This window comes from Arthrobacter sp. HY1533 (assembly GCF_027568515.1).
Classification (GTDB): domain Bacteria; phylum Actinomycetota; class Actinomycetes; order Actinomycetales; family Micrococcaceae; genus Specibacter.
In genome coordinates, this window is record NZ_JANKZF010000006.1 from 133673 (window position 1) to 154841 (window position 21169).

Genomic DNA, 21169 nt, shown 5'->3' on the forward strand with positions numbered 1-21169 from the left:
CTGCTGCCGCCGGGGGTGGCCGGCGGCAGCATTGGCTGAGTTACTTGACGGAAATTCCGCGGTTTTTCAGGTCGGCAAGAGTTGCCTTCTGGGCAACCGGCAATCCGTCCTGGAGGGTGCTGGTGCCGGCCTTCACCTTTGTCGCCTCGTCCACCAAGGTGGTGAACGTGGTGATGGTTGCCGGTCCCCAGACCCATCCCTCGGGAATGGACGCCAGGCCCTTGCCGGCAACCTCGTAGATGTCCTGGCCGCCGAAGTATGCGGTGTCGAAGGCTGCGGCTGCCGCCGTGCGGGCCGTCTCGTTGACGGGGAACACGGTCGACTTGCCGGAGATGCGGGCCTTGATGCCCTCGGGGGTGGTGGTCATCCACTTGATGAACTTGATGCCGGCTTCGGCCTTCTCGCTGGTGCTGGAGATGCCGAAGCTGGAGCCACCGTACATGGCTGCCGAGGGTTCCCCGGTGATGGAGGGCAGCTGTGCAACACGCCACTTGCCGCTTTGGTCGGCGAAGGCTGTGTTCAGGCTGGCGCCGTACCAGGAGCCGCTGATGACGGAAAGAAGCTGGCCGTCGGCCTGCTTTTGTGCCAGGACGGGGGCATCCTCGGTCCACAGCAGCTTGGCGCTGACCAGGTCCTGCTGGACCTTGAGGGCAGCCTTTGTGGCGTCGCTGTCAATGTCAACGTTCCAGGAGTCGCCGTCCAACGAGCCCCACTTGGCGCCGTTTTGCCAGGCCAGGGCCGCGTACATGGCGGGGTCGCCAACGGGGCTGGAGGCCAGGCGAACCTTGGGGTCGGCGGCCGCAACCTTGGCGGCTGCCGCCGAGTATTCCGCCCAGGTCTTGGGCACCTCGATGCCGTACTTTTCGAACAAGTCGGCGCGGTAGTACATCTGCAGCACACCGGCATCCAGGGGGACGCCCCATGTTGCCCCGCCAAAGTTCACCAGTGACGTGATGGACGGTGCGAACTGCGTGGACACCAGCTCGCCGGCCTCCTTTGAAATGTCCTTCAGCACGCCCTGCGTGGCCATTTCCGAAACCCGGGGGTACTCCACCGTGATCACGTCGGGGGCCGTCTTCGCCTTGACCTGGTTGGTCAGCTGCGGGTAGTTGTCCGCGGAGGTGGCCACCTCGCTGAAGGTGACATGAACTTCGCTCTGGGCGGCGTTGTAGGCGTCGACAACGTTCTTGGAACCCTTCAACCAAGAGGAGAACGTGATCTCCACGGGGCCTTCCGGGGTGCTGGCTGCCGTGCCGCCGCCGCAGCCGCTCAGCACTGCAACAGCGATCATGCCGGCGGCGGCACTCAAGAATGTGGACCTGCGGATACTGCGCATAGATGACTCCCTTGTCGATGTGTGGGTAGTCACATCTTGCAAGGTCGCCCGAAGCATAGTCAAGGCAAACGAAAGAAATCAGGGAAATAGCAAAGGATTCGAAAGAAATGAAAGAATTAGTTGAGTGCCGAGGTGGATTCACGGGGGATCAGCTGCGGGACAAGGGCAATGTGTTCGGCCGCTTCGGCCAGCGGGCCGGCACCCCAAATTCGCTCGAGCAGGAGCCTGACGGAGCGGTGGCCCACGTTGGCGCGGAAGGGCGAGACCGCGGTCAGGGGAATGGTCGCATACGCGGCAATGACGTCGTCGTAGCCGACGATGGAGACATCCTCGGGCACTCGTGTGCCGGCATCCTGCAGCCAGGTCAGGGCGCGGATGGCCAGCTGGTCGTTGTGGATGAACAGCGCCGTGGCCCCCCCGTCGATGAGGCCGCGCAACGCCTCGGCGGCGTCGTCGGAGCCTTGCCTGCCCTCGAAGACGACGCCTATTGAATTGAGCCCAAGCGCTGCCACGGTCTCCTCGTAGCCGGCCAGGATCAGGGCCGTGTTGGGGCCCTGGATCATGAGGGAGGCAATGTTGCGGTGGCCGAGCTGGGCCAGGTGGCGCACCGCAACTGCCGCCCCAACGCGGTGCGAGGAAGTGACCGAGTCGAGCAGGCTCGCGGGCCCGGAGGGGGAAGCGGGCCGTTCCATGAGCACTGTGGGCACGGTGAGGGCGGCGAGCCATTCTTCCTGTTCGGCGCTGAGCATGCCTGTCTCCTGGTTGGGCGTGGGGGCAATGACCAGGCCGTCCACGCCGTTGGCCACCAGGCGCATGGCCTGTTGCCGCTCGGTTGCCTGGTTGTACGCCGACACGCCCAGAATGAGGCGGGCCCCTGCCTCCGCGCATGCCCGCTTGGCGCCGGCGATGATGCCGTCGTAGTAGTAGTCACTGTGCGGAACCACCAGGCCCACAGTGGCCTGGGGGCGCGGCGGTGCCGCCGTGGGGTCCAGGGGGCACGCCATGCCGTGCTTGCGCAGCAGGATGCCCTGTTCGGCCAGCTCTTCAATGTCACGGCGCAGCGTCACGGCCGAAACGTTCAGGGAGGCGGCCAGGTCCCGCACCTTTTGCGGTCCATTGCTGCGCACCAATTCAAGGATTGCCGCCCGCCGGTCTGCCACGCTTCTGGACATGGGTCCATCCTTAGCTCTGATTTGGGGTAAACGCCGAAGAACTTGATCATATGATCATTTCGGCCGGAAATCCGCCATGAAGTCCTTCATTTACGTCCGGCGGAGCAACTTAGGGTGTGGTCAGTCCACATCGACCGGCTTTTGTCCTACAGTGGGGATCATGAAAATTGCGCTCTTCGCCACCTGCATCGTCGATGCCATGTATCCGCGCACGGCACAGGCCACGGTGAAAATCCTGGAACGGCTCGGGCACGAGGTTGTGTTCCCGGCCGGCCAGGCCTGCTGCGGCCAGATGCACGTGAATTCCGGCTACTTCAAGGAAGCCCACGCTGTTGTGGCCAACCACGTCGAGGCCTTCGACACGGACGACTACGACGTCGCCGTGGCGCCCTCGGGATCCTGTGTTGCCAGCGTCAAGCACCAGCACGAGCTGGTGGCCCGGCGCTGCGGCGACGCGGCCCTGGAAGCCCGCGCGGCCGCCGTCGGCGCGAAGACGTATGAACTTTCCCAGCTGTTGACCGACGTTCTGGGCATCACGAACGCGGCGGAACAGCTTGGCTCCCACTTCCCCCACAAGGTCACCTACCACCCCAGCTGCCACGGCATGCGCCTGCTGCGCCTGCAGGACCGCCAGCTGAACCTGCTCGCGAGCGTGGGCGGCATTGAAATGGTGGAACTGCCCGAGGCCGACCAGTGCTGCGGCTTTGGCGGCACCTTCTCCATGAAAAACGCGGACGTCTCCAGCGCAATGATGGACGACAAGGCCGCGAACATTTGCGGCACCGGCGCCGACCTTTGCTCCGGCGGGGACGCCAGCTGCCTGCTGCACATTGGCGGCGGGCTGTCCCGGCAGGGCAGCAAGGTGGGGACCCTGCATTTCGCCGAGATCCTGGCCAGCACGCTGGAAGAACCCGCCTCCGTCAACGGCGAGGTCATGCTGGCAGGGGGCAAGCGATGAGCAACAACACCTTCCTGGGCATGCCCTCGCTCCCGGTCTACGGCCACGGCAACCTCAACGCCACGGAGCCGTTCCCCCAGGCCGCACAGCGCGAACTCGGCAACGCCCAGCTGCGTGCCAACCTGGGCCACGCCACCCACACCATCCGCGACAAGCGGCTGAAGGTTGTGGCCGAGCTTCCCGACTGGGAGGACATGCGCGACGCCGGCAGCGCCATCAAGGATGGCACCATGGCGAACCTTCCGGCCCTGCTGGAGCAGTTCGAGGCCAACTTCACGGCCCGCGGCGGCACCATCCACTGGGCCCGGGACGCCCAGGAAGCCAACGAGATTGTCACGGGGCTGATCCGGGAAACCGGCGAAACCGAGGTGGTCAAGGTCAAGTCCATGGCCACCCAGGAAATCGGGCTCAACGAGTACCTGGAAGAGCAGGGCATCGCCGCCTACGAGACCGACCTTGCCGAGCTCATTGTGCAGCTCGACCATGACAAGCCCAGCCACATCCTGGTCCCGGCCATCCACAAGAACCGCAGCCAGGTCCGCGAGATCTTCCTGCGCGAAATGCCGGTGGTTGACCCGAACCTCACGGACGAGCCGGCCCGCCTGGCCGAGGCCGCCCGGGCGCACCTGCGCAAGAAATTCCTCTCCGCCAAGGTGGCGGTGTCCGGCGCCAACTTTGGCCTGGCCGACACAGGAACCCTCACAGTGGTGGAATCCGAGGGGAACGGCCGCATGTGCCTGACCCTGCCGGAAACCCTCATCACCGTCATGGGCATTGAAAAGCTGCTCCCAAAGTGGGAGGACCTTGAGGTGTTCATGCAGCTGCTGCCGCGTTCCTCCACGGGCGAGCGGATGAACCCGTACACCTCCCTGTGGACGGGCGTCACCCCCGGCGACGGACCCCAGAACGTGCACCTGGTGCTGCTGGACAACGGCCGCACGGCCGCCCTGGCCGACGAGATGGGCCGCACCGCACTGAACTGCATCCGCTGCAGCGCCTGCATGAACGTGTGCCCCGTCTACGAACGCACCGGCGGGCACGCCTACGGATCCACCTACCCGGGACCCATTGGCGCGATCCTTTCCCCGCTCATGACAGGCATCAAGAGCGAGGAGAACAACTCCCTGCCCTACGCCTCCTCACTGTGCGGCGCCTGCTACGACGCCTGCCCCGTGAAGATCAACATTCCCGAGATCCTGGTCCACCTGCGCGGCAAGGACGTCGATTCCAAGCGCTCCAAAACCAGGCTCCCGTCCCAGATGGACCTCATGATGAAGGGCGCCGAATGGGCGTTCTCCAGCGGCTCGCACCTGAACCTGCTGGAAAAGGGGCTGCCCCTGGGCAAGCTCGCGGCGGGCCGCAGCAAGACGATCAAGAAGCTGCCCGGCATCGCCGCAGGCTGGACGCAAAGCAGGGACATCCCCGCGCCACCGACCCAGTCGTTCCGCCAGTGGTGGGCCAAGGAACACAAGCCCGTGGCCGCCGTCGTGCCCGGATCCACAACCACCGAAGGGGACCAGGCATGAGCGCCCGCGAGGACATCATGAACCGCATCAAGTCGGCCCTGCAGGACGCGCCGGAAACCCCCGTGGTTCCCCGGGCCTACCGCCGCAGCTCGCAGATGACCGCGGAGCAGCGGCTCGAACAGCTCGTGGACCGGCTCGTTGACTACAAGGCAAACGTTTTTGTCACGCCCGCCGAAGGTGCCGCCGCACAGCTCGCCGAACTCCTGGCCGGCAGCACCTCGATCGTGGTGCCGCACGGCCTGCCGGAGTCCTGGCTGTCCGCGGTGAAGAACGACGCCGGGTCCCCGGCCGTGCACGTCGACGCACCTGATGCGCGCCTCACCACCGCCGAACTCGATGCCGTGGATGCCGTGGTGACGGCCGCGGCTGTGGCGGTGTCGGAGACGGGCACCATCATGCTCGCCGGAAGCGAGGACCAGGGCCGGCGCGTCATCTCGCTGGTCCCTGACCGGCACGTATGCATCCTGCTCGCTGAGCAGATTGTGGAAGTGCTGCCGGAGGCCATTGCACGCCTTGAAGCCACCCGTCCGCAGACGTGGATCAGCGGACCCAGCGCCACGAGCGACATTGAGCTGGAGCGGGTGGAGGGCGTCCACGGCCCCCGCACCTTGGATGTCATCATCCTGACGTAGTCGCCGGTGATTGAGCCTGTCGAAATCCCTGGCCCTCGACACGTCTCACCTCCGGTGGAAGCATGGCCAGCATGGAAATCTCTGGACTTTTGGAAGACGCCTTCAGCCGCATCGACACGATTGTTTCCGGTGTCCTGGACGGGCTGGAGCCGGAGCACGCCAATTGGCGCCCAGGCGGAGTGGGCAACTCCATCACCTGGCTCGTGTGGCACCTTGGCCGCGCCCAGGATGAACAGCTGGCCCACGTTGCCGGGACCGAATCCGTCTGGCGCCGGGACGGATACGCCGGCCGGTTTGGATTTGCGCTGGACCCCGGGGACCACGGCTACGGGCACTCGTCGGCGCAGGTGGACGCTGTGCACGTGGAATCACTTCAGTTGCTGCGCGAATACCACCAGGCCGTCCTGGCGCAGAGCATCGCCTATGTGCGGGGGCTGGCTGCGACGGACCTGGACCGGGTGGTGGACAAGCGATGGAACCCGCCAGTCACCCTTGGCGTGCGGCTCATCAGCATCATTGACGACTGCGTCCAGCACGGCGGACAGGCCGCCTACGTCAAGGGCCTGCCGCGCACGGTGTGAGTTCCGAACCGGCCTAAATCTCCCACGGCGCCTTGAACGGAAAGTACCTTTCCAGGAAGTTCGTGACCAGCCCGCGGCGCTGATGCGGCGTGGCGTCGCCCGTGCTGCCGTCGTTCAGGCAGAGGAAGTCGGCGTTTCGCTGGGCCAGGATCCGGGGCAGCTCGGCGAGCCCTGCGGAGGAAGCCGTGTCCACGTAGATGCCCCGGCCATCCCTGTGCATGGCCGCACGCCCTGTCAGGAGCGCGTAGTGGTGGTAGAGCGAATTGGTCACCGAGATGTTCTCCGCCGCCCGGAACGTGCTGGCCGCGGTGGCCTGGAACTCGTCGGGGAACTCGGCCTCAAGCTCTGCCATCACCGAGCGGCGCAACGGGGCGGCGCTGTGTTCCAGGTGGTGGGTGGTGAATGCCCCGAACCGGTCCCACAGGAGGCGCCGGTTGACCCTGGCCGAGTTCTCGAAGCCGCTGCGCCCCACCTCGCTGCCACCGAGCCCAATGCGGTTGGGGGACAGCATGAAGCGGGTGATGCCCCCGGCGGTGAAGAACAATTCGGGGGACACGGGCCGGCCAAAAAACATGTCGTCATTGGAATACAGGAAGTGTTCCGACAGTCCCTCGATGTGGTGCAGCTGCGATTCCACCGCCATGGAATTGTGGGTGGGCAGCACGGAGGGGTCGGCAAAGTGCTCGTGGCTGCGGACCAGCGCCACCTTGGGGTGCCTTGCAAGCCATTCCGGGGCGGGGGAGTCGGTGGCGATGAAGATCCGCCGGACCCACGGGGCGAACATGTGAACCGAGCGCAAGGCGTACTTGAGCTCGTCAACCTGGCGGTAGCGCGACTCGTGCCCGTCGCCCTCGCCCAGCTGCGCGCCTGCCTCAAGGCTGCGGCGGGCCGCCTGGTATTCCGGATCGCTGCCGTCCACCCAGGAAAACACCATGTCAATGTCGAAGCGGATGTCAAAGACGTGGTCGATGAACATGTTCTCGATCGTGGGCCACTCCATGCCGTGGAGCTGAACCGTGTGCAGCGCGGCGTCGCGGCGCTCAACCATGCGCCTGGTCAGCGAATTCTCCACGGGCAGGCGGATGTGGCTGGCGGAGAACTCCCACAGCTCAATTTGCACGCCCCAGCCGGCGCCGTAAAACAACCCGCCTGCAGGCTCGACCCTGGGGCGGAACAGCCGCATGATCCGGGTTTCCGGCGCCGCCGCCAAGGCGCCGTCGGCCACGAGCACCGTGGCTTTTTTCGTGTCGACGCTGCGCGCATAAAACGGTTCATTGGCGAAGGCTTCGGCCAGGGCCGTCTCGAGACGGTCGCGCAGCAGCAGGTCGATGGCCAGGACCGGGCGTTCGTCGTTGCCGCGCACCAGCAGGTATTCGATGCCGTTCGCGTCGAGGGCCGCGCGCACGGCCAGAAGGTCGGCCACCATGGCCTGGTGCGGGGTCAGGCCGAGGCCGCCGGCGGAGCCGTTGGTGAGGGCGAGCCTGCCCCGGCGCACGGCCATGCCCGGCTGGGCCGCCATCCGCTCCGCAGGGGTTGCCGGCTGTGTTGCCGCGGCGCGTTTTGGGGACGGGCTGGTCAATGGGGGCTCCTGGGGACTGGCGTGCTGGCCGGTTCCGAGCCTACCGCGTTGGCACCTGCCCCACCCGGAACAGCCGGTCCGGGTCAAAGCGGCCGGCCAGCTCCTTCAGCTGGTCCAGTGTCTGCGCCGTGTAGCTTGCGTTAAAGCCGGCGGCGCCGGTGCCGGCCGAGAAGTTGGGCAGTGTTCCGCCATATGCCCATCCGGACATGCTTTGGAGCAGCCCTGCCGCATGGGACCGGATGGGTGCCAGCTCGGGCGGTGCCGCCACCCCCACTGTGTACAGGCCATAGCCCGCCTGCCGGTGGCACAGGGCGCTGGGAATGTCCGGTTCATCCGAGAGCGCACCGCCAAACTGGCGGATCTCCACCATCAGTTGCGGGGAATGGGTGCCTGGGCCGGCGCAGTCCAGGAGGGCCTCGGCCGCCGCCTCGGGGAAGTCCGCCAGCAGCGCGGAAGCTTCCGCCGCGGGCAGGCTGTCCTCGGGGTCGGAGTGGACCATGCCGATCATGGACGAGGGCAGGGGGCCCACCGCATCCATGATCGGCTCACCGGCCGCGCGCATCGGCGCAAGCCAGCTGCCGCCGTCGTCCGGGTCTCCGGCGTAGACATAGCGGACGGCAATGGTGAATTTTCCGGCCAGAGGTGCGGGGACGCCGGGCATGGGTGGCAGTTGCATGAGGGCAACGGAGGTGGTGGCCGCGCGGGGCAGGGTGGGGCACCACTGGGCCCAGATGCGCAGGACGCGTTCCACGCTGTCTGTGCCGAAGAAGAGTGCGCCGCCATAGACCATGGGCAGCGGGAGCAGGCCAAATTCCATGCCCGTGATGATGCCCAGGGAGCCCTTTCCGCCGCGCAGGCCCCAGAAGAGCTCGGGCTCGGACTCGGCGGTGGCGCGGCGCAGCACGCCGTCGCCGGTCACAACGTCAATTGCGGTGACCCTGTCCGAGGCCGCGCCGAAGGTCCGCGCCATGGGGCCGATGCCGCCGCCGCTGGTGTAGCCGGCCACGCTGACGCCAGGGGCCGAGCCGCACAGGCCGGCCAGGCCGGGGTCGGCGCAGGCTTCCAGCACGCTGGTCCAGGTGGTCCCTGACCCGGTGTAGGCCGACCCGCCGTTGCCGTTTGGCGACACTTCGCAGCGGTTGAGTGAGCGGGTGTGGATCAACAGCGTGCCGGCCAGGTCGCTGGCTATGCCGTGGCCCGTGGCCTGGACAGCAACGGGCAGGCCGTTGGCGGCGGCAAATCTCAGCCCTTCCGACACGTCCTGGGCATTGGCCGCCTCAAGCACAGCGGCCGGGCTCGTTGCAACGGCCAGGTTCCATGGGGTGGCCAGTTCGGCGTATCCGGGTTCGCCGGGCTCATGCAGGGGGCCGGAGAGATTTCGGCGCAGGGCGTCAAATCCGGCGTTGGGGGTGTTTTCGGGTGCAAGCGTGGCAGGAATTTCCAAGATGACCTCCGGTGCGCGGGCATTGCATGGCGCAAGAACCCCCAGTCAGCTTTGCCCTCTCAGCCTGCCACCACAGGTGCCCCATTGGCCAGCATTTTTCCCTGGCACCTTGCCTTGGCCCGACGGCGCGGGCCGGGTTAGCTGGATTTCGTCGGGCGCCGGCGGTTGAACAGGAGGGCAACGGCGATGCCTGCGAGCCAAAAATCCTTGGCCATGGCTGTTCCTGCCGGTGTGGGGCGGATGCCGTCAGGCTCGGTCATGCCGGGGGACTTCAGGTACGTTGCGACGAGTCCACCGGAAAACGCGCCCAGGGCCAGGCCGGCCAGGCGGCTGGAGACAAACGGGGCCAGGAGGAACGCGCCCAGGCCAATTTCGGAGTAGCTGAGGTACTTCCCGAATCGCTCCGGCGTCAGGTCGGCCACCTGGGGAATGAGCTCGCCGGCGGCGGCCTGCAGCCCGGCGGCATGTTCCGGGGCCAGGTCCAGCTTGCCTATTCCGGCATTGAGGATGAAGGCCCCGGAGACGAGGCGCAGTGCGGCGTTGCTGATGCTGAATCCCATGGAAAGCTCCTGTGGTGTGGCTGGACGGCGTGCTCTTGCCAGCCTATGGCGGGCCGCCGGACGTGGCTAGTGGAAGCTTTGCCGGCCAGAACGTGGATATGACGCAAGGTGCGGCAAATGCAGCCCAAACAACTGTCTGCCAGCACCCAAGGTAACGAAATGATAACGGATCTATCGGAAGTTATTGACTTAGGGAAATCTCGGCAGGGTGCATTGCCTGCCGATCGGGAGGCAATTAAATAAGGAGAGACCATGCGAGCAAGAGCATTGCTGGGAGCCGGGGCGGTTGTTGCCGCCATGTTGGTTCCGGTAACGGCCGCGTCAGCCGTCGACGACGTCAACACGAACAAGTTGCGCAAGTCTGTAACGGTAAACGGAATCCTGGCGCACGAGCGGGCGCTGCAGAGAATCGCCAACAACAACGACGGCACGCGGGCATCGGGAACTCCGGGCTATGCGGCGTCCGTCGACTACGTCAAGAAGGAACTCAAGAAGGCCGGATACAAGGTCACCGAGCAGCAGTTTGAGTTCCCCTACTACCAGGAGGTCACTCCGGCCACCCTGAGCCAGGTCTCGCCGTCGACGGTGCCGTACGAGACCGAATCCCTGCAGTACTCAGGCAGCGGAACGGTGACCGGCACCCTGGTTGCCACGGTAAACGCGGTCATTCCGGCAACGCCCGCGCCCAGTTCATCCTCCGGATGTGCCGCGGGGGACTTCGTGCCGGCCTCGGCGACCGAGCCCCAGGTGGCGCTCATCCAGCGCGGCACATGCACCTTCGCCGAGAAGGTGGCCAATGCCGTGGCCGCCGGATATGACGCGGCCGTGGTCTTCAATGAAGGCAACCCCGGCCGGACCGACCTTCTCAGCGGTGTCACGCTGGGCGGACCGGCAGCCATTCCCGTGGTGGGCGCCAGCTACGCGGACGGGGTTGAGCTGTACAACGCAACCCAGGCGGGCCCCGTGAGTGTTCAGGTTGGCACCAACATCATCAATGAAACCCGCACCACCTCCAACATCATCGCCGATTCACCCAAGGGCGATCCCGCCAAGACAGTTGTGGTGGGTGCGCACCTGGACTCCGTGCTGGAGGGCCCGGGAATCAACGACAATGGCAGCGGCACCAGCGTGGTCCTTGAAACGGCCATCCAGATGCAGAAATTGAAGATCAAGCCGCGCCAGCAGGTGCGTTTTGCCTTCTGGGGCGCGGAGGAGTCCGGCCTGCTGGGTTCCGAGCACTACGTTGCCAGCCTTACGGACCCGCAACTGTCCACCATCTACGCAAACCTGAACTTCGACATGCTCGGATCGCCCAACTATGTGCGGTTCGTCTATGACGGGGACGGCTCTGCCGATCCCGAAGGACTTGGCGGTCCGGCCGGTTCGGCACAGATTGAATCGGTCTTCACCGACTACTTCGCAGGCCAGGGCCTGGCAACCTCACCGACGGCCTTCGACGGCCGATCGGACTACGGTCCCTTCATTGCCGTGGGCATCCCTGCGGGCGGGCTCTTCAGCGGGGCCGAAGACCTCAAGACCGCGGAGGAGGCAGCCATCTATGGCGGCACGGCCGGAGAACCCTACGACGCGTGCTACCACCAGGCCTGCGACACCACTAACAACTTGAGCACGGCGGCGCTCAATGAGCTCGGGGACGCCGCGGCCCATGCCGTGATGACCCTGGCCACCACAAAGTCCGGCTTCTTCGAGGACGGCAGCCGGCGGGCGGCCCCGAAGGTGGCCCCGGCCGACGGCTTCATGTACAAGGGCAGCCACCTGATCCGCTGACAGGACGGATTTGAGCTGATGGGGACCTTGGCCCGGGCTGCCGCCAAAACGGCGGTCCGGGCCAAGGCCGTGCCCAGACGCGGCTAGTGCCGCGGTGCCGCGGAGGGGCCAAGTGTTGCCGCAAGGCCCGCCACCATGGCCCGCAGGCCCAGCTCAAATGCGGCATCCGCGTCGTTGCGGATTTCCGCATTGCCGGTGCCGCCGGCGCCGCGCCTGGCCACGGCCGCAGTGAAGCGCGGTGCCGTGGGTGCCAGGTCCCCGGCGTCGAAGATGTCCGCGGGGGCGTTGACGTCATAGGCGGATCCATAAATGAAGGATTCCAGCGCAACCACGGCGTCAATGATGGTTTCCTCGGGCCAGCCCGCACCCTGGAAGCCCCTGGTCACGGCCTCGTACATGGTGATTGTGGCCGGTGCGTTGGTCACTGGCAGCAGCGCGATGACGGGGATCAGCGGCAAATGCGAGGCAAAAACGTCCCGGTAGGAGCGCGCCCACCGGGTGACGGCCTCGGTCCACGGCAGGCCGGCAAAGCCGGACACGTCAACCTTGCCCATGAGGTGATCCTCAACGAGCAGCAGCACATCCTGCTTGGAGCTCACATGGTTGTACAGCGCCGACGGGGCAACATTGAGGGACTTTGCCAACGCGGCCATGGTGAGCCCCTTGTAGCCGTCGTTCGTCACCAGCTTCAGGGCAGCCCTGGTGATCCGCGCCGAACTGAGCAGTGCCCGCGGGGGCCGGCCGGCCCGGCGTCGTTCCTGTACTTCCTTCTGCACTATTTCCACCGGATCCATGTTCCCTCCTTGGCGCCACCGTGCGCAAAAAGATCCTTGGCGCCCCTTTACGGGGATCGGTGACGTCCGTTACAGTCTATTCTAAATGAACCGCATTCATTTAGTGAAGCCCGTCACCGGACAGCTCACAGGAGAGGGACACATGGCATCCGCAGAAAACCAGGCAATTGACCGCGACGTCGTCATCATCGGCGCCGGACCGTCAGGACTCACCGCAGCCCGTGAGCTGAAAAAGGCCGGCCTGAGCGTGGCCGTCGTCGAGGCCCGCGACCGAGTTGGCGGACGCACCTGGTCCAACACCATTGACGGCGCGTGGCTGGAAATTGGCGGCCAGTGGGTCTCACCGGACCAGACCGCGCTGATCGGGCTCCTCGGCGAACTCGGCCTGGACACCTACTCCCGCTACCGCGACGGCGACAGCGTCTACGTGGCCCCCGACGGCACCCGCACCCGCTACACGGGCGAGATGTTCCCCGTCTCCCCGGACACCGAAGCGGCCATGAACAAGCTCATCGACACCCTCGACGCGCTCGCGGCCCTCATGGACCCGGAAAAGCCGTGGGACCACCCGCAGGCCCGCGAACTGGACATCATCTCCTTCCACCACTGGCTGCGCACCCAGTCCAGCGACGAGGAGGCCTGCAACAACATTGGCCTGTTCATCGCCGGCGGCATGCTCACCAAGCCGGCCCACGCCTTCTCCGCTCTGCAGGCAGTGTTCATGGCCTCCTCGGCCGGCTCCTTCTCCAACCTGGTGGACGACAACTTCATCCTCGACAAGCGCGTGGTGGGCGGCATGCAGGGCGTCTCGCTCGCCATGGCCGCAGAGCTCGGCGAGGACGTCATCCTGAACTCCCCGGCCCGCACCGTCCGCTGGGAAGAGACCGACGGCGGCTACCTTGCCACAGTGATCGCCGACGGCGCCACCATCACCGCCAAGCGCGTTGTCATGGCCGTGCCGCCGAACCTCTACAGCCGCGTCTCCTTCGACCCGCCGCTGCCGCGCCGCCAGCACCAGATGCACCAGCACCAGTCGCTGGGCCTGGTCATCAAGGTCCACGCCGTCTACGAAACGCCGTTCTGGCGCGAAGACGGCCTCTCAGGCACTGGCTTCAGCGCCTCCTCGCTGGTCCAGGAAGTGTACGACAACACGAACCACGAGGACCCCCGCGGAACCCTTGTCGGCTTTGTCTCCGACGAGAAGGCCGACTACGCCTTCACCCTTTCCGCAGAGCAGCGCAAGAAGGAAATCACGGCCTCGCTGGCCGAATTCCTGGGCGACGCCGCAGCAGAACCGGTTGTCTACTACGAGTCCGACTGGGGATCCGAGGAATGGACCCGAGGCGCCTACGCCGCCAGCTACGACCTCGGCGGCCTGCACCGCTACGGCCCCGACCAGCTGGCACCCGTGGGCCCCATCCACTGGTCCTGCTCCGACCTCGCCGCCGAAGGCTACCAGCATGTTGACGGGGCGGTCCGCATGGGCCAGTTCACCGCCAACAAGCTGATCGCAGAACTGGCGTAACCGGCGGCGCTTCCGCGGAATTGGGGGCTGGTGCCCGCACCGCGCCACACACGACTTCGTCGGTGTGTCCGCGGCGACGCCCACCACGCCGCCAGCCCCCAATTCCGCTCACGCGCCGCCGGATTCGCCGTCGGCTGCGCTCAGCTTTTGGCGGATTCACCCTTAGTTTTTTCATGACCCATTCGTCCTGAGGAGGACCCTTATGCGGTATGTAGTTGGATATTCCGCCAACGCCCGTGGCGGCGATGCCGTCAATCTGGCCGTGGCACTGGCCCGCCGGCAGGGCGCCTCCCTGGACCTGGTCATGGTGATGCCCGAGGATTCGCCCTACAACGGCGTCTACCCGCCCGTTGCCGGGTTCGGCGACATCCTGGCCGAGCAGGTGTCACAGTGGCTCGACGAAGGCCTGGCCCTGATCCCCGACGACGTTCCGGCGCAGGCGCACATCCGCCGCGGCGAGTCCGAGGCCGAGGCGCTCATCGCCGCCGCAACGGAGCTGGGCGCCGCCCTGCTGGTCATCGGGGCCAGCAGCACAGGCCTCTTCAAGCGCTTCACGATCGGCTCCGTGGCCAGCTCACTGCTGCACGCCTCGACGCTCCCCGTGGTCCTGGCGCCGTCCGGGTACAGCCGCACCAAGCCCATCACCCGGCTGACCTGCGCACTTGGCACCCGGGCCGGGGCCGAAGACGTGCTGCGCACGGGCATCGCGATGGCCAAGCGCCGCGAGCTGCCCCTGCGGCTCGTCTCGCTCGTGGCCCTCGGCGCGGACAGCTCCGGCGCCACGGTGGAGCAGGCAGAAGCCCACCTGCGTGCCGTTGCCGAGGCCAGCCAGGGAGTGGGCGTCGACGCATTCGACAAACTCGATGTCGACGTCGTGGTGGGGCACGGGCGCACCATTGAGGACGCCGTGGACGCGCTTGACTGGAAGAAGGGCGAGATCCTGCTCATCGGCTCCAGCCGCCTGGCGCAAAACAACTCCATCTTCCTCGGCGCCACGGCCAACCGCATCCTGCGGGCGCTGCCGGTGCCCATGATCGTGGTCCCGCGCAACTACGTGCCGCAGTCCGAGGCACTCTTCTCCACCGGACAGGTCCCCATCGTTGAATCCGAAACCCCGGAGGCACCCCAATGAGCACGTCAAAAACAGTTGAACGGGGCCTGAGCGAGAAGGGCCTGAAGGCCGGTTCCGTGGGCCTGATCGGCGCCGTCGTCATCGGCATCTCCTGCATCGCCCCCGCCTACACGCTGACCGCCGCCCTGGGCCCCACGGTCTCGGAGGTGGGCGTGCACCTGCCGGCCATCTTCCTGGTGGGCTTCATCCCCATGCTGCTGGTGGCCCTGGGCTACCGGGAGCTGAACAATGCCATGCCCGACGCCGGCACCTCCTTCACGTGGGCATCGCGCGCCTTCGGCCCATGGATCGGCTGGATGGGCGGGTGGGGGCTGATTGCCGCCACCATCATTGTGCTGTCCAACCTGGCTGCGGTGGCGGTGGACTTCTTCTACCTCATGCTGGCGCAGATCTTCTCCAACCCGGAGCTGGCGGACCTGACCACCATATTGCCGCTGAACATTGCCACCACGTTGGTGTTCATAGCCGGGGCCTGCTGGATTTCGTACCGCGGCATGGAAACCACCAAGACGTTCCAATACGTGCTGGTGGGCTTCCAGCTGCTGGTCCTTGGCTGGTTCGCCATCGCCGCGTTCGCGCACGTGGCCAACGGCACGGCCTTTGATGCCACGGCCATCACGCCGGACTGGTTCAACCCCTTCGCCGTGGAATCGTTCTCGCAGTTCGCGGCCGGCGTTTCCCTCTCGATCTTCATCTTCTGGGGCTGGGACGTCACCCTGACCATGAACGAGGAGACCAAGAACCCGGAAAAGACGCCGGGCCGGGCCGCCACGGCAACAGTTGTTGTCATCATGGTCATCTACATGACAGTCTCACTGGCCACACTGGCGTTTGCCGGCATTGGCACCGAGGGGCTGGGCGCCGGAAACCCCGAGAACCAGGGCAGCATCTTTGCCGTGCTGGCCGGGCCCGTCATGGGGCCGTTCGCGATCCTGATGTCGCTGGCCATCCTGAGCTCATCGGCCGCGTCCCTGCAGTCCACGTTCGTGTCCCCGGCAAGGACGCTGCTGTCCATGGGCCACTACAAGGCGCTGCCCAAGAGTTTCAGCAAGATCAGCCCAACCCACAAGTCGCCCAGCTACGCCACCATTGCGGCAGCCATTGCCGCAGCCGCGTTCTACGTGATTACCCGGACACTTTCCGAGAATGCGCTGTGGGACACCATCACGGCCTTGGGCATGATGATCTGCTTCTACTACGGCATCACCGCACTGGCCTGCGTCTGGTACTTCCGGGCAGAAGCCTTCCGTGGCGCCCGCAGCTTCTTCTTCAAGTTCCTGGCACCCCTGGTGGGCGGCGTGATCCTGCTGGTCATGTTCTTCAAGACCGCCTACGACTCCATGGACCCCAGCTACGGCTCCGGCTCCAACATTGGGGGACTGGGCCTGGTATTCATCCTCGGGGCGGGCGTGATCCTGCTGGGCGCAGTGCTCATGTTGTTCATGTACTGGCGCCACCCGGAGTTCTTCAAGGGCCAGGTCCTGAGCCGCGCCAGCCAGGTCTACAACCCGTAACGCGGGGAAATGACACCGATCCCCCTTTCTGAGCCTGGGATTCCGGGCTCAGAAAGGGGGATCGGTGTCATTTTTCGTGGACGGCGGTGTGACCCGCACGCCAGGTGGAGCTAGCTCTTGGGGCGGCGGGCCGCCTCGCGCTCCTTGGCGAGCTTTGCCTCGGCGCGGGCCTTGGCATGCACGGCGCGTTCCTCAACCAGCCACGCCGGGGGAGCGGCCAGCAACGAGGTGATCTCCGCCGTCGTCAATGCCTCGGTGATGTTGGAGCGGTTGAGGCCGCCAATGGAGATGTTCAGCTTCTGTGCAATGACCGGGCGCGGGTGCGGTCCGGTGCGGCGCAGCTCGGACAGCCATTCCGGAGGGGTGTCCTGCAAAACCTTGAATTCCTCGCGGCTGATTGCGTTGTCCTGGAACTCTGCAGGTGCAGCCGGCAGGTGGATGCCCAGCTTCTTGGCCGCTGTGGCGGATTTCATGGCTTGGGGGGAAGGTTTGATGCTCATGTATCAAGGGTACCGGTGGCGGAGCGGTAGTTTAGTGGAAAACTGTGCGTTAGTGTTGGCAGGTGCCTGAATCCCGCGAACTTACAGTGACCTTTGTCCCGGGTGTCACACCCGGAAAGTGGCTCCACCGCTGGCAGGAGCGCATGCCGGACGTGCCACTGGCCGCAAAGCCGGTCTCCGAGGAGCGGCAGCTCGACGCCGTCTTGGCCGGCAAGGCCGACATGGCGTTCGTGCGCATGCCCGTGGACAAGACAGGGCTCCACGTCATTCCGCTGTACAGCGAACTCTCCGTGGTGGTTGCTCCCAAGGACCACCCGATTGCCGCGTTCGAGGAACTGGACGTTGCCGAGCTGGCCGACGAATACCTGCTCGCCGACCCCGACGACTTCCCGGAATGGCGTGACATTTCCAGCGAGATCGCGGCCGGAACACGCAAGCCGCTGCCGCCCATGGCGAATGTGGACGAGGCCCTTGACCTCGTGGAGGCGGGCCTGGGCATCCTGATCCTGCCCATGTCAGTGGCCCGCCTGCTCAGCCGCAAGACGCTGCGCTCCCGCCTCCTCCACGGGGTGCAGGAAAGCAGCATCGCCCTGGCCTGGCCGGACACGAAAGGCCAGCTGCCCGAGGACGAGGAAGCCGTCATTCAGGAGTTCGTCGGTGTGGTCCGCGGCCGCAGCGCCAACAGCTCCCGCCAGCCCTCCGTCCAGGCCAAGCAGGATGCGGCGCCGAAGAAGGGCGCCAAGACCGGCAAGAGCAGCACGGCGGCAGGCGGCAAGGGTGCCAAGGCCAAGACGGCCGGACCCAACCTGCGCGGTGGCGGACGCCCCGGCGGCAAGGCCCGGGCGCAAAAGCGCGGCCGCCGCTAAGCTTCCCGCGGCACCGCCCCTGACTAAACACAAAGATCCGGCCCGCAGCGTCTGCTGCGGGCCGGATCTTTGTGCGGGGTGCGAAGGGCTTAGGCCGAGGCGCGTTCCTGCTCGGACTTCTGGCGGTTCACCAGGGTCTTGACGTCGTTGAGGTCGTTGATGACCCGGTTGAGCTGCTGCTTGGACTGGGGCCACTGGGTGCCCTTGAAGCGCTCCGCGTCCGGGCCCTTCCAGTTCACGGAGTTGACCTTGCCATCCAGGGTGCCCATGGCCGACTGGATCTGGTCAATTGCCGTTCCCAGCTTGGAGATCAGTTCCGCCATGTCCTGGGGATCGCTGCCGAGCATACCTGCCATGATGCACATCCTTTGTGAATAGTTGCGGGCCTGCCGCAGTTGTTCCGCCCCTGCCGGGTTGTTCCGGCCGGGCGATTGCTAAGAATCTATCGCAGCCTGACAAGCCCCGTCGATGGGCTGGCCTCCCCATGCAGCTCTCCCCATCCCCTCCGCCGGGCTGCCCGGTCATTGACACCCCAAGGGGGCCGTGCCATATTGACAAAAACGTCCCGGGTCCGCCCGGGACGGATTGCCTACCCAAGGGGCGCCGAGACGTGAAAGCAGCAATGTGGGAGATTGAAACGTACGACTACCACACGGCAGGCGAGCCCTTCCGGATAGTTCCGGAGCTTCCCTTCACCATTGAGGGCGACACCGTGCGGGAACGGCGTGAGCGCGCCATGACAGGGGACGCCAACCGGATTCGCCGGCTTCTTGTCAATGAACCCCGCGGCCACGCCGACATGTACGGCGGCTTCGTGGTGCCGCCCAACGACCAGGGAGCCCACTTTGGCGCTCTTTTCTGGCACCGGGAGGGATTCTCCACGGTGTGCGGGCACGGCACCATGGCCCTGGGCACATGGGCGGTCCGCAGCGGGCGCGTGCGGGCCCCGGACGACGGCGACACTGACGTGGTGATTGACATTCCTTCGGGCCGCGTCACGGCCCGGGTCACCATGGCCGAGGGCAAAGTGCGCGAGGTGGCGTTCCACAACGTCCCGTCCCACGTTGTGGCGCGGGACATTGAGGTCAAGACCGCCGACTTTGGCCGGCTGCGCGTTGACCTGGCCTGGAGCGGCGCACTGTACGCCTCGCTTCCGGCGGCAGCGGCGGGACTGGAGGTCACGCCGTCGAACCTGGCCAAGGTGGTGGCCGCGGGGCACCAGGTGGCCACGGCGCTGGCGGACCACCCGGCTGCCCAGCACCCGGCCGACCCCCGCCGCGAGGGCGTGTTTGGCACCATCTTCCACGAGCCTGTGGCCCATGCCGGCCCCGGGCTGGCACAGCGCAATGTGAGTGTTTTTGCCGACGGGCAGGTGGCCCGGTCGCCCAGCGGATCGGGCACGGCGGCACGGGTGGCCCTGCTCAGCGATGCGGGGGAGCTGGCGGACGGCGAGGTGCTGGAACACTACTCGATCATTGATTCACGGTTTGCCGCCCGCGTGGTGGACAGTGTTTCCGATCCCGGCGGCGGACTTGTCGTGGAGGTCAGCGGAAGGGCTTTTCCTGTCGGCGAGGGCAAGTTCACCCTTGATGCCGACGACGAGCTGGGGCTTGGCTTTGTCCTGCGGTAACGCCTGGATCGTGGAATGCCAAAAAAGCTGGGAACATAGCTGAATGAAGAGATCCAGGGTGCTCCTCCAACCCACACCCGCGGCATGGCAGAATGCCGGCCCGGTCGCCCTGCTGAAGCTGGGGTACTCGCCATTTACGCTGTGGGTGTCGTTCCTCATCGCTGTCATCATCACGGTTTCAGCCTTCGATGACGTCCGGCTGTTCATTCTTCCCGATGAGAACCTGAAGTACCCGTGGCTGGCCCTTGGCTGCACAGTGGCTTACTGGGTTGTGTGGATGGCATTGGCATTCCGGCCAAAGTTGGTCGCGCCATTTTTTCTCGTCATGCTGGCCACAATGCTGCCGCAGGTGGAGCTGGGCGGGCCCCTCCTGCTTGCCTTCGGCGCCATTGCGCTGGGAGCCTACCGCGTCTCGATCCGCAGCCTGGCTGTCATGGTGGGCAGCTTCCTGATCTGGCAGCTGCTCTGGGTGCCGTTCGTCTCCGGGCTCGGGGTGCTGCAACTGTGGGCCTACTTCCCTGTCACCTTGCTCATCACCACGCCGGGGCTGGCCATCAAGCTCATGCGCGAGCGGGCCATCAACGTTGAGCGCGCCCAAAAGCTGTCCGAGGAAACAGCCGCCAAGGCCGCCCAGGAGCAGCGCATGGCCCTGGCCAGGGAGCTTCATGATGTGGTGACACACGGCCTGACCATGATTGCCGTGCAGGCCAACCTGGGCACCATCACCCCGGACAGCGCCGCGCAGCGCCACGCCCTGAATGAGATTGGCTCCATGGCGCGGAACTCCCTGGATGATCTGCGCCGCCTGCTCAAAACCATCCGCGCCGACGAGGCCGCCGGGGCCGGCAAGCCGTTGTCGGAAACAAGTGTGCAACCCAGCCCGGCCACGATTGACCTGGCCTTGAGTGTCGCCGAATCCCAGAAGCGGCTCAACGGCCTGGGCTGCCCCACGCGGGTCTCCACCTCGGGGGAACTGGACTCGACCCCCAATGGCCTCCGCTCCACTGTGTTGCGGATTCTTCAGGAAAGCGCCACCAATGTGGTCAAGCATTCCGACAGCAGCACCAGGTGCGAAATCTTGATGGACGTCCGCGAGGACCGCATCGAACTTGTCATCAAGAACCTCATGACCCCGGGCCGCCCGCGGCTTCCCGTCTCGGGAACCGGGCTGGCGGGGCTGCGGGAACGCGCTTCCCGTTTGGGTGGCACCCTCGAGGCCGGCCCCGAAGCCGGCTGGTGGAGCGTGCGGACCGTCCTGCCGTTCAAGGAACGCCAGACCCTGCACTAGCGCCACCGCGTTGGCACGGGCAGCCGGGAAGTTGGCCGTGTGGACAATTCTTGGCAAATAGGGCCCAAACGCGTCATCCGTTTGGACAGTCCCTGCCCAAGTTCATTGAATGGCGCATTGCGGCTGCGTAGCGTCAAAGGTGTTGGGGAACATTGCATTCACTACCTTTCGGCTGGAGCTTCACAGGCCCGGCCCACGATCACGGAGATCATCATGAACGCCAAGCACATGCCAGCAGCAGGCCGCACGGCCCAGTCAGGCAAGCGGTGCCCCGAGGGAATCTGGCCGTCGGGCACCTTCCCCACACCCGCACGCTGATCGTCGACGCATCTGGCCGGCTCTGC

19 protein-coding genes are annotated in these 21169 nt (G+C 65.9%); 11 read left to right on the forward strand and 8 right to left on the reverse strand.

Annotated features, from left to right (window positions below; all coding sequences use genetic code 11):
- Positions 1-40 precede the first annotated feature (40 nt).
- Positions 41-1336, reverse strand: coding sequence for an ABC transporter substrate-binding protein (locus PCK14_RS06985; RefSeq protein ID WP_269937741.1), 1296 nt, complete (start codon positions 1334-1336; stop codon positions 41-43).
- 116 nt (positions 1337-1452) lie between these two features.
- A complete protein-coding gene (locus PCK14_RS06990; RefSeq protein ID WP_269937742.1) occupies positions 1453-2508 on the reverse strand; it encodes a substrate-binding domain-containing protein in 1056 nt (351 codons plus the stop codon).
- Positions 2509-2668: 160 nt separating this feature from the next.
- Between PCK14_RS06990 and PCK14_RS06995 the strand changes: the two genes are divergently transcribed.
- From PCK14_RS06995 to PCK14_RS07010, 4 genes are all read left to right on the forward strand, one after another.
- On the forward strand, positions 2669-3466 hold the full coding sequence (locus tag PCK14_RS06995; protein ID WP_269937743.1) for a (Fe-S)-binding protein: 798 nt from the start codon (positions 2669-2671) through the stop codon (positions 3464-3466).
- Entirely contained in the window at positions 3463-4992 is a 1530-nt protein-coding gene (locus PCK14_RS07000) for a LutB/LldF family L-lactate oxidation iron-sulfur protein (protein ID WP_269937744.1), read from the forward strand. The genes PCK14_RS06995 and PCK14_RS07000 overlap by 4 nt, the downstream gene beginning before the upstream one ends.
- Positions 4989-5624: a LutC/YkgG family protein gene (locus PCK14_RS07005; RefSeq protein ID WP_269937745.1), complete on the forward strand. Its 636-nt coding sequence runs from the start codon at positions 4989-4991 to the stop codon at positions 5622-5624. Before PCK14_RS07000 ends, PCK14_RS07005 begins: the two co-directional genes overlap by 4 nt.
- Before the next feature lie 71 nt (positions 5625-5695).
- A complete protein-coding gene (locus PCK14_RS07010) occupies positions 5696-6205 on the forward strand; it encodes a mycothiol transferase (RefSeq protein WP_269937746.1) in 510 nt (169 codons plus the stop codon).
- Between the two features lie 13 nt (positions 6206-6218).
- On the opposite strand, the gene PCK14_RS07015 is transcribed toward PCK14_RS07010, so the two are convergent.
- The 3 genes from PCK14_RS07015 to PCK14_RS07025 all read right to left on the reverse strand — a co-directional run bounded on the left by PCK14_RS07015 (position 6219) and on the right by PCK14_RS07025 (position 9788).
- Positions 6219-7706, reverse strand: coding sequence for a stealth family protein (locus PCK14_RS07015; protein ID WP_269937862.1), 1488 nt, complete (start codon positions 7704-7706; stop codon positions 6219-6221).
- 118 nt (positions 7707-7824) lie between these two features.
- Positions 7825-9228, reverse strand: a complete 1404-nt coding sequence (locus PCK14_RS07020) for an FAD-binding oxidoreductase (protein WP_269937747.1) — start codon at positions 9226-9228, stop codon at positions 7825-7827.
- A 137-nt stretch (positions 9229-9365) separates the two neighbouring features.
- Positions 9366-9788 (reverse strand): hypothetical protein, encoded by a 423-nt coding sequence (locus PCK14_RS07025; RefSeq protein WP_269937748.1) that lies wholly within the window; start codon positions 9786-9788, stop codon positions 9366-9368.
- Between the two features lie 252 nt (positions 9789-10040).
- Between PCK14_RS07025 and PCK14_RS07030 the strand changes: the two genes are divergently transcribed.
- The gene (locus PCK14_RS07030) at positions 10041-11576 is read left to right on the forward strand and encodes a M28 family metallopeptidase (protein ID WP_269937749.1); all 1536 of its coding nucleotides are present in this window, start codon (positions 10041-10043) and stop codon (positions 11574-11576) included.
- A gap of 83 nt (positions 11577-11659) precedes the next feature.
- Here PCK14_RS07030 and PCK14_RS07035 read toward each other — a convergent pair whose 3' ends face one another.
- Positions 11660-12370 (reverse strand): TetR/AcrR family transcriptional regulator, encoded by a 711-nt coding sequence (locus tag PCK14_RS07035; RefSeq protein WP_269937750.1) that lies wholly within the window; start codon positions 12368-12370, stop codon positions 11660-11662.
- Positions 12371-12512: 142 nt separating this feature from the next.
- On the opposite strand from PCK14_RS07035, the gene PCK14_RS07040 reads away from it, so the two are divergent.
- The 3 genes from PCK14_RS07040 (at position 12513) to PCK14_RS07050 (ending at position 16541) form a co-directional block, all read left to right on the forward strand.
- The gene (locus PCK14_RS07040; RefSeq protein ID WP_269937751.1) at positions 12513-13895 is read left to right on the forward strand and encodes a flavin monoamine oxidase family protein; all 1383 of its coding nucleotides are present in this window, start codon (positions 12513-12515) and stop codon (positions 13893-13895) included.
- Positions 13896-14097: 202 nt separating this feature from the next.
- On the forward strand, positions 14098-15027 hold the full coding sequence (locus PCK14_RS07045; protein WP_269937752.1) for a universal stress protein: 930 nt from the start codon (positions 14098-14100) through the stop codon (positions 15025-15027).
- On the forward strand, positions 15024-16541 hold the full coding sequence (locus PCK14_RS07050) for an APC family permease (RefSeq protein WP_269937753.1): 1518 nt from the start codon (positions 15024-15026) through the stop codon (positions 16539-16541). Before PCK14_RS07045 ends, PCK14_RS07050 begins: the two co-directional genes overlap by 4 nt.
- Before the next feature lie 110 nt (positions 16542-16651).
- On the opposite strand, the gene PCK14_RS07055 is transcribed toward PCK14_RS07050, so the two are convergent.
- Complete coding sequence (locus PCK14_RS07055; RefSeq protein ID WP_269937863.1) at positions 16652-17014, reverse strand: DUF5997 family protein; 363 nt, start codon at positions 17012-17014, stop codon at positions 16652-16654.
- An 89-nt stretch (positions 17015-17103) separates the two neighbouring features.
- Between PCK14_RS07055 and PCK14_RS07060 the strand changes: the two genes are divergently transcribed.
- Positions 17104-17907: a substrate-binding domain-containing protein gene (locus PCK14_RS07060; protein WP_269937754.1), complete on the forward strand. Its 804-nt coding sequence runs from the start codon at positions 17104-17106 to the stop codon at positions 17905-17907.
- An 89-nt stretch (positions 17908-17996) separates the two neighbouring features.
- On the opposite strand, the gene PCK14_RS07065 is transcribed toward PCK14_RS07060, so the two are convergent.
- Positions 17997-18263, reverse strand: coding sequence for a WXG100 family type VII secretion target (locus tag PCK14_RS07065; protein WP_269937755.1), 267 nt, complete (start codon positions 18261-18263; stop codon positions 17997-17999).
- 254 nt (positions 18264-18517) lie between these two features.
- Here PCK14_RS07065 and PCK14_RS07070 point away from each other — a divergent pair, with 254 nt between their 5' ends.
- On the forward strand, positions 18518-19537 hold the full coding sequence (locus PCK14_RS07070; protein WP_269937756.1) for a proline racemase family protein: 1020 nt from the start codon (positions 18518-18520) through the stop codon (positions 19535-19537).
- A 43-nt stretch (positions 19538-19580) separates the two neighbouring features.
- On the forward strand, positions 19581-20825 hold the full coding sequence (locus PCK14_RS07075; RefSeq protein WP_269937757.1) for a sensor histidine kinase: 1245 nt from the start codon (positions 19581-19583) through the stop codon (positions 20823-20825).
- Positions 20826-21169 lie beyond the last annotated feature (344 nt).

Coding starts and splice junctions, on each gene's coding strand:
- PCK14_RS06985 (WP_269937741.1), bottom strand. CDS start 1,336: ATGCGCAGTATCCGCAGGTCCACATTCTTGAGTGCCGCCGCCGGCATG.
- PCK14_RS06990 (WP_269937742.1), bottom strand. CDS start 2,508: ATGTCCAGAAGCGTGGCAGACCGGCGGGCGGCAATCCTTGAATTGGTG.
- PCK14_RS06995 (WP_269937743.1), top strand. CDS start 2,669: ATGAAAATTGCGCTCTTCGCCACCTGCATCGTCGATGCCATGTATCCG.
- PCK14_RS07000 (WP_269937744.1), top strand. CDS start 3,463: ATGAGCAACAACACCTTCCTGGGCATGCCCTCGCTCCCGGTCTACGGC.
- PCK14_RS07005 (WP_269937745.1), top strand. CDS start 4,989: ATGAGCGCCCGCGAGGACATCATGAACCGCATCAAGTCGGCCCTGCAG.
- PCK14_RS07010 (WP_269937746.1), top strand. CDS start 5,696: ATGGAAATCTCTGGACTTTTGGAAGACGCCTTCAGCCGCATCGACACG.
- PCK14_RS07015 (WP_269937862.1), bottom strand. CDS start 7,706: ATGGCCGTGCGCCGGGGCAGGCTCGCCCTCACCAACGGCTCCGCCGGC.
- PCK14_RS07025 (WP_269937748.1), bottom strand. CDS start 9,788: ATGGGATTCAGCATCAGCAACGCCGCACTGCGCCTCGTCTCCGGGGCC.
- PCK14_RS07030 (WP_269937749.1), top strand. CDS start 10,041: ATGCGAGCAAGAGCATTGCTGGGAGCCGGGGCGGTTGTTGCCGCCATG.
- PCK14_RS07035 (WP_269937750.1), bottom strand. CDS start 12,370: ATGGATCCGGTGGAAATAGTGCAGAAGGAAGTACAGGAACGACGCCGG.
- PCK14_RS07040 (WP_269937751.1), top strand. CDS start 12,513: ATGGCATCCGCAGAAAACCAGGCAATTGACCGCGACGTCGTCATCATC.
- PCK14_RS07045 (WP_269937752.1), top strand. CDS start 14,098: ATGCGGTATGTAGTTGGATATTCCGCCAACGCCCGTGGCGGCGATGCC.
- PCK14_RS07050 (WP_269937753.1), top strand. CDS start 15,024: ATGAGCACGTCAAAAACAGTTGAACGGGGCCTGAGCGAGAAGGGCCTG.
- PCK14_RS07055 (WP_269937863.1), bottom strand. CDS start 17,014: ATGAAATCCGCCACAGCGGCCAAGAAGCTGGGCATCCACCTGCCGGCT.
- PCK14_RS07065 (WP_269937755.1), bottom strand. CDS start 18,263: ATGGCAGGTATGCTCGGCAGCGATCCCCAGGACATGGCGGAACTGATC.
- PCK14_RS07075 (WP_269937757.1), top strand. CDS start 19,581: ATGAAGAGATCCAGGGTGCTCCTCCAACCCACACCCGCGGCATGGCAG.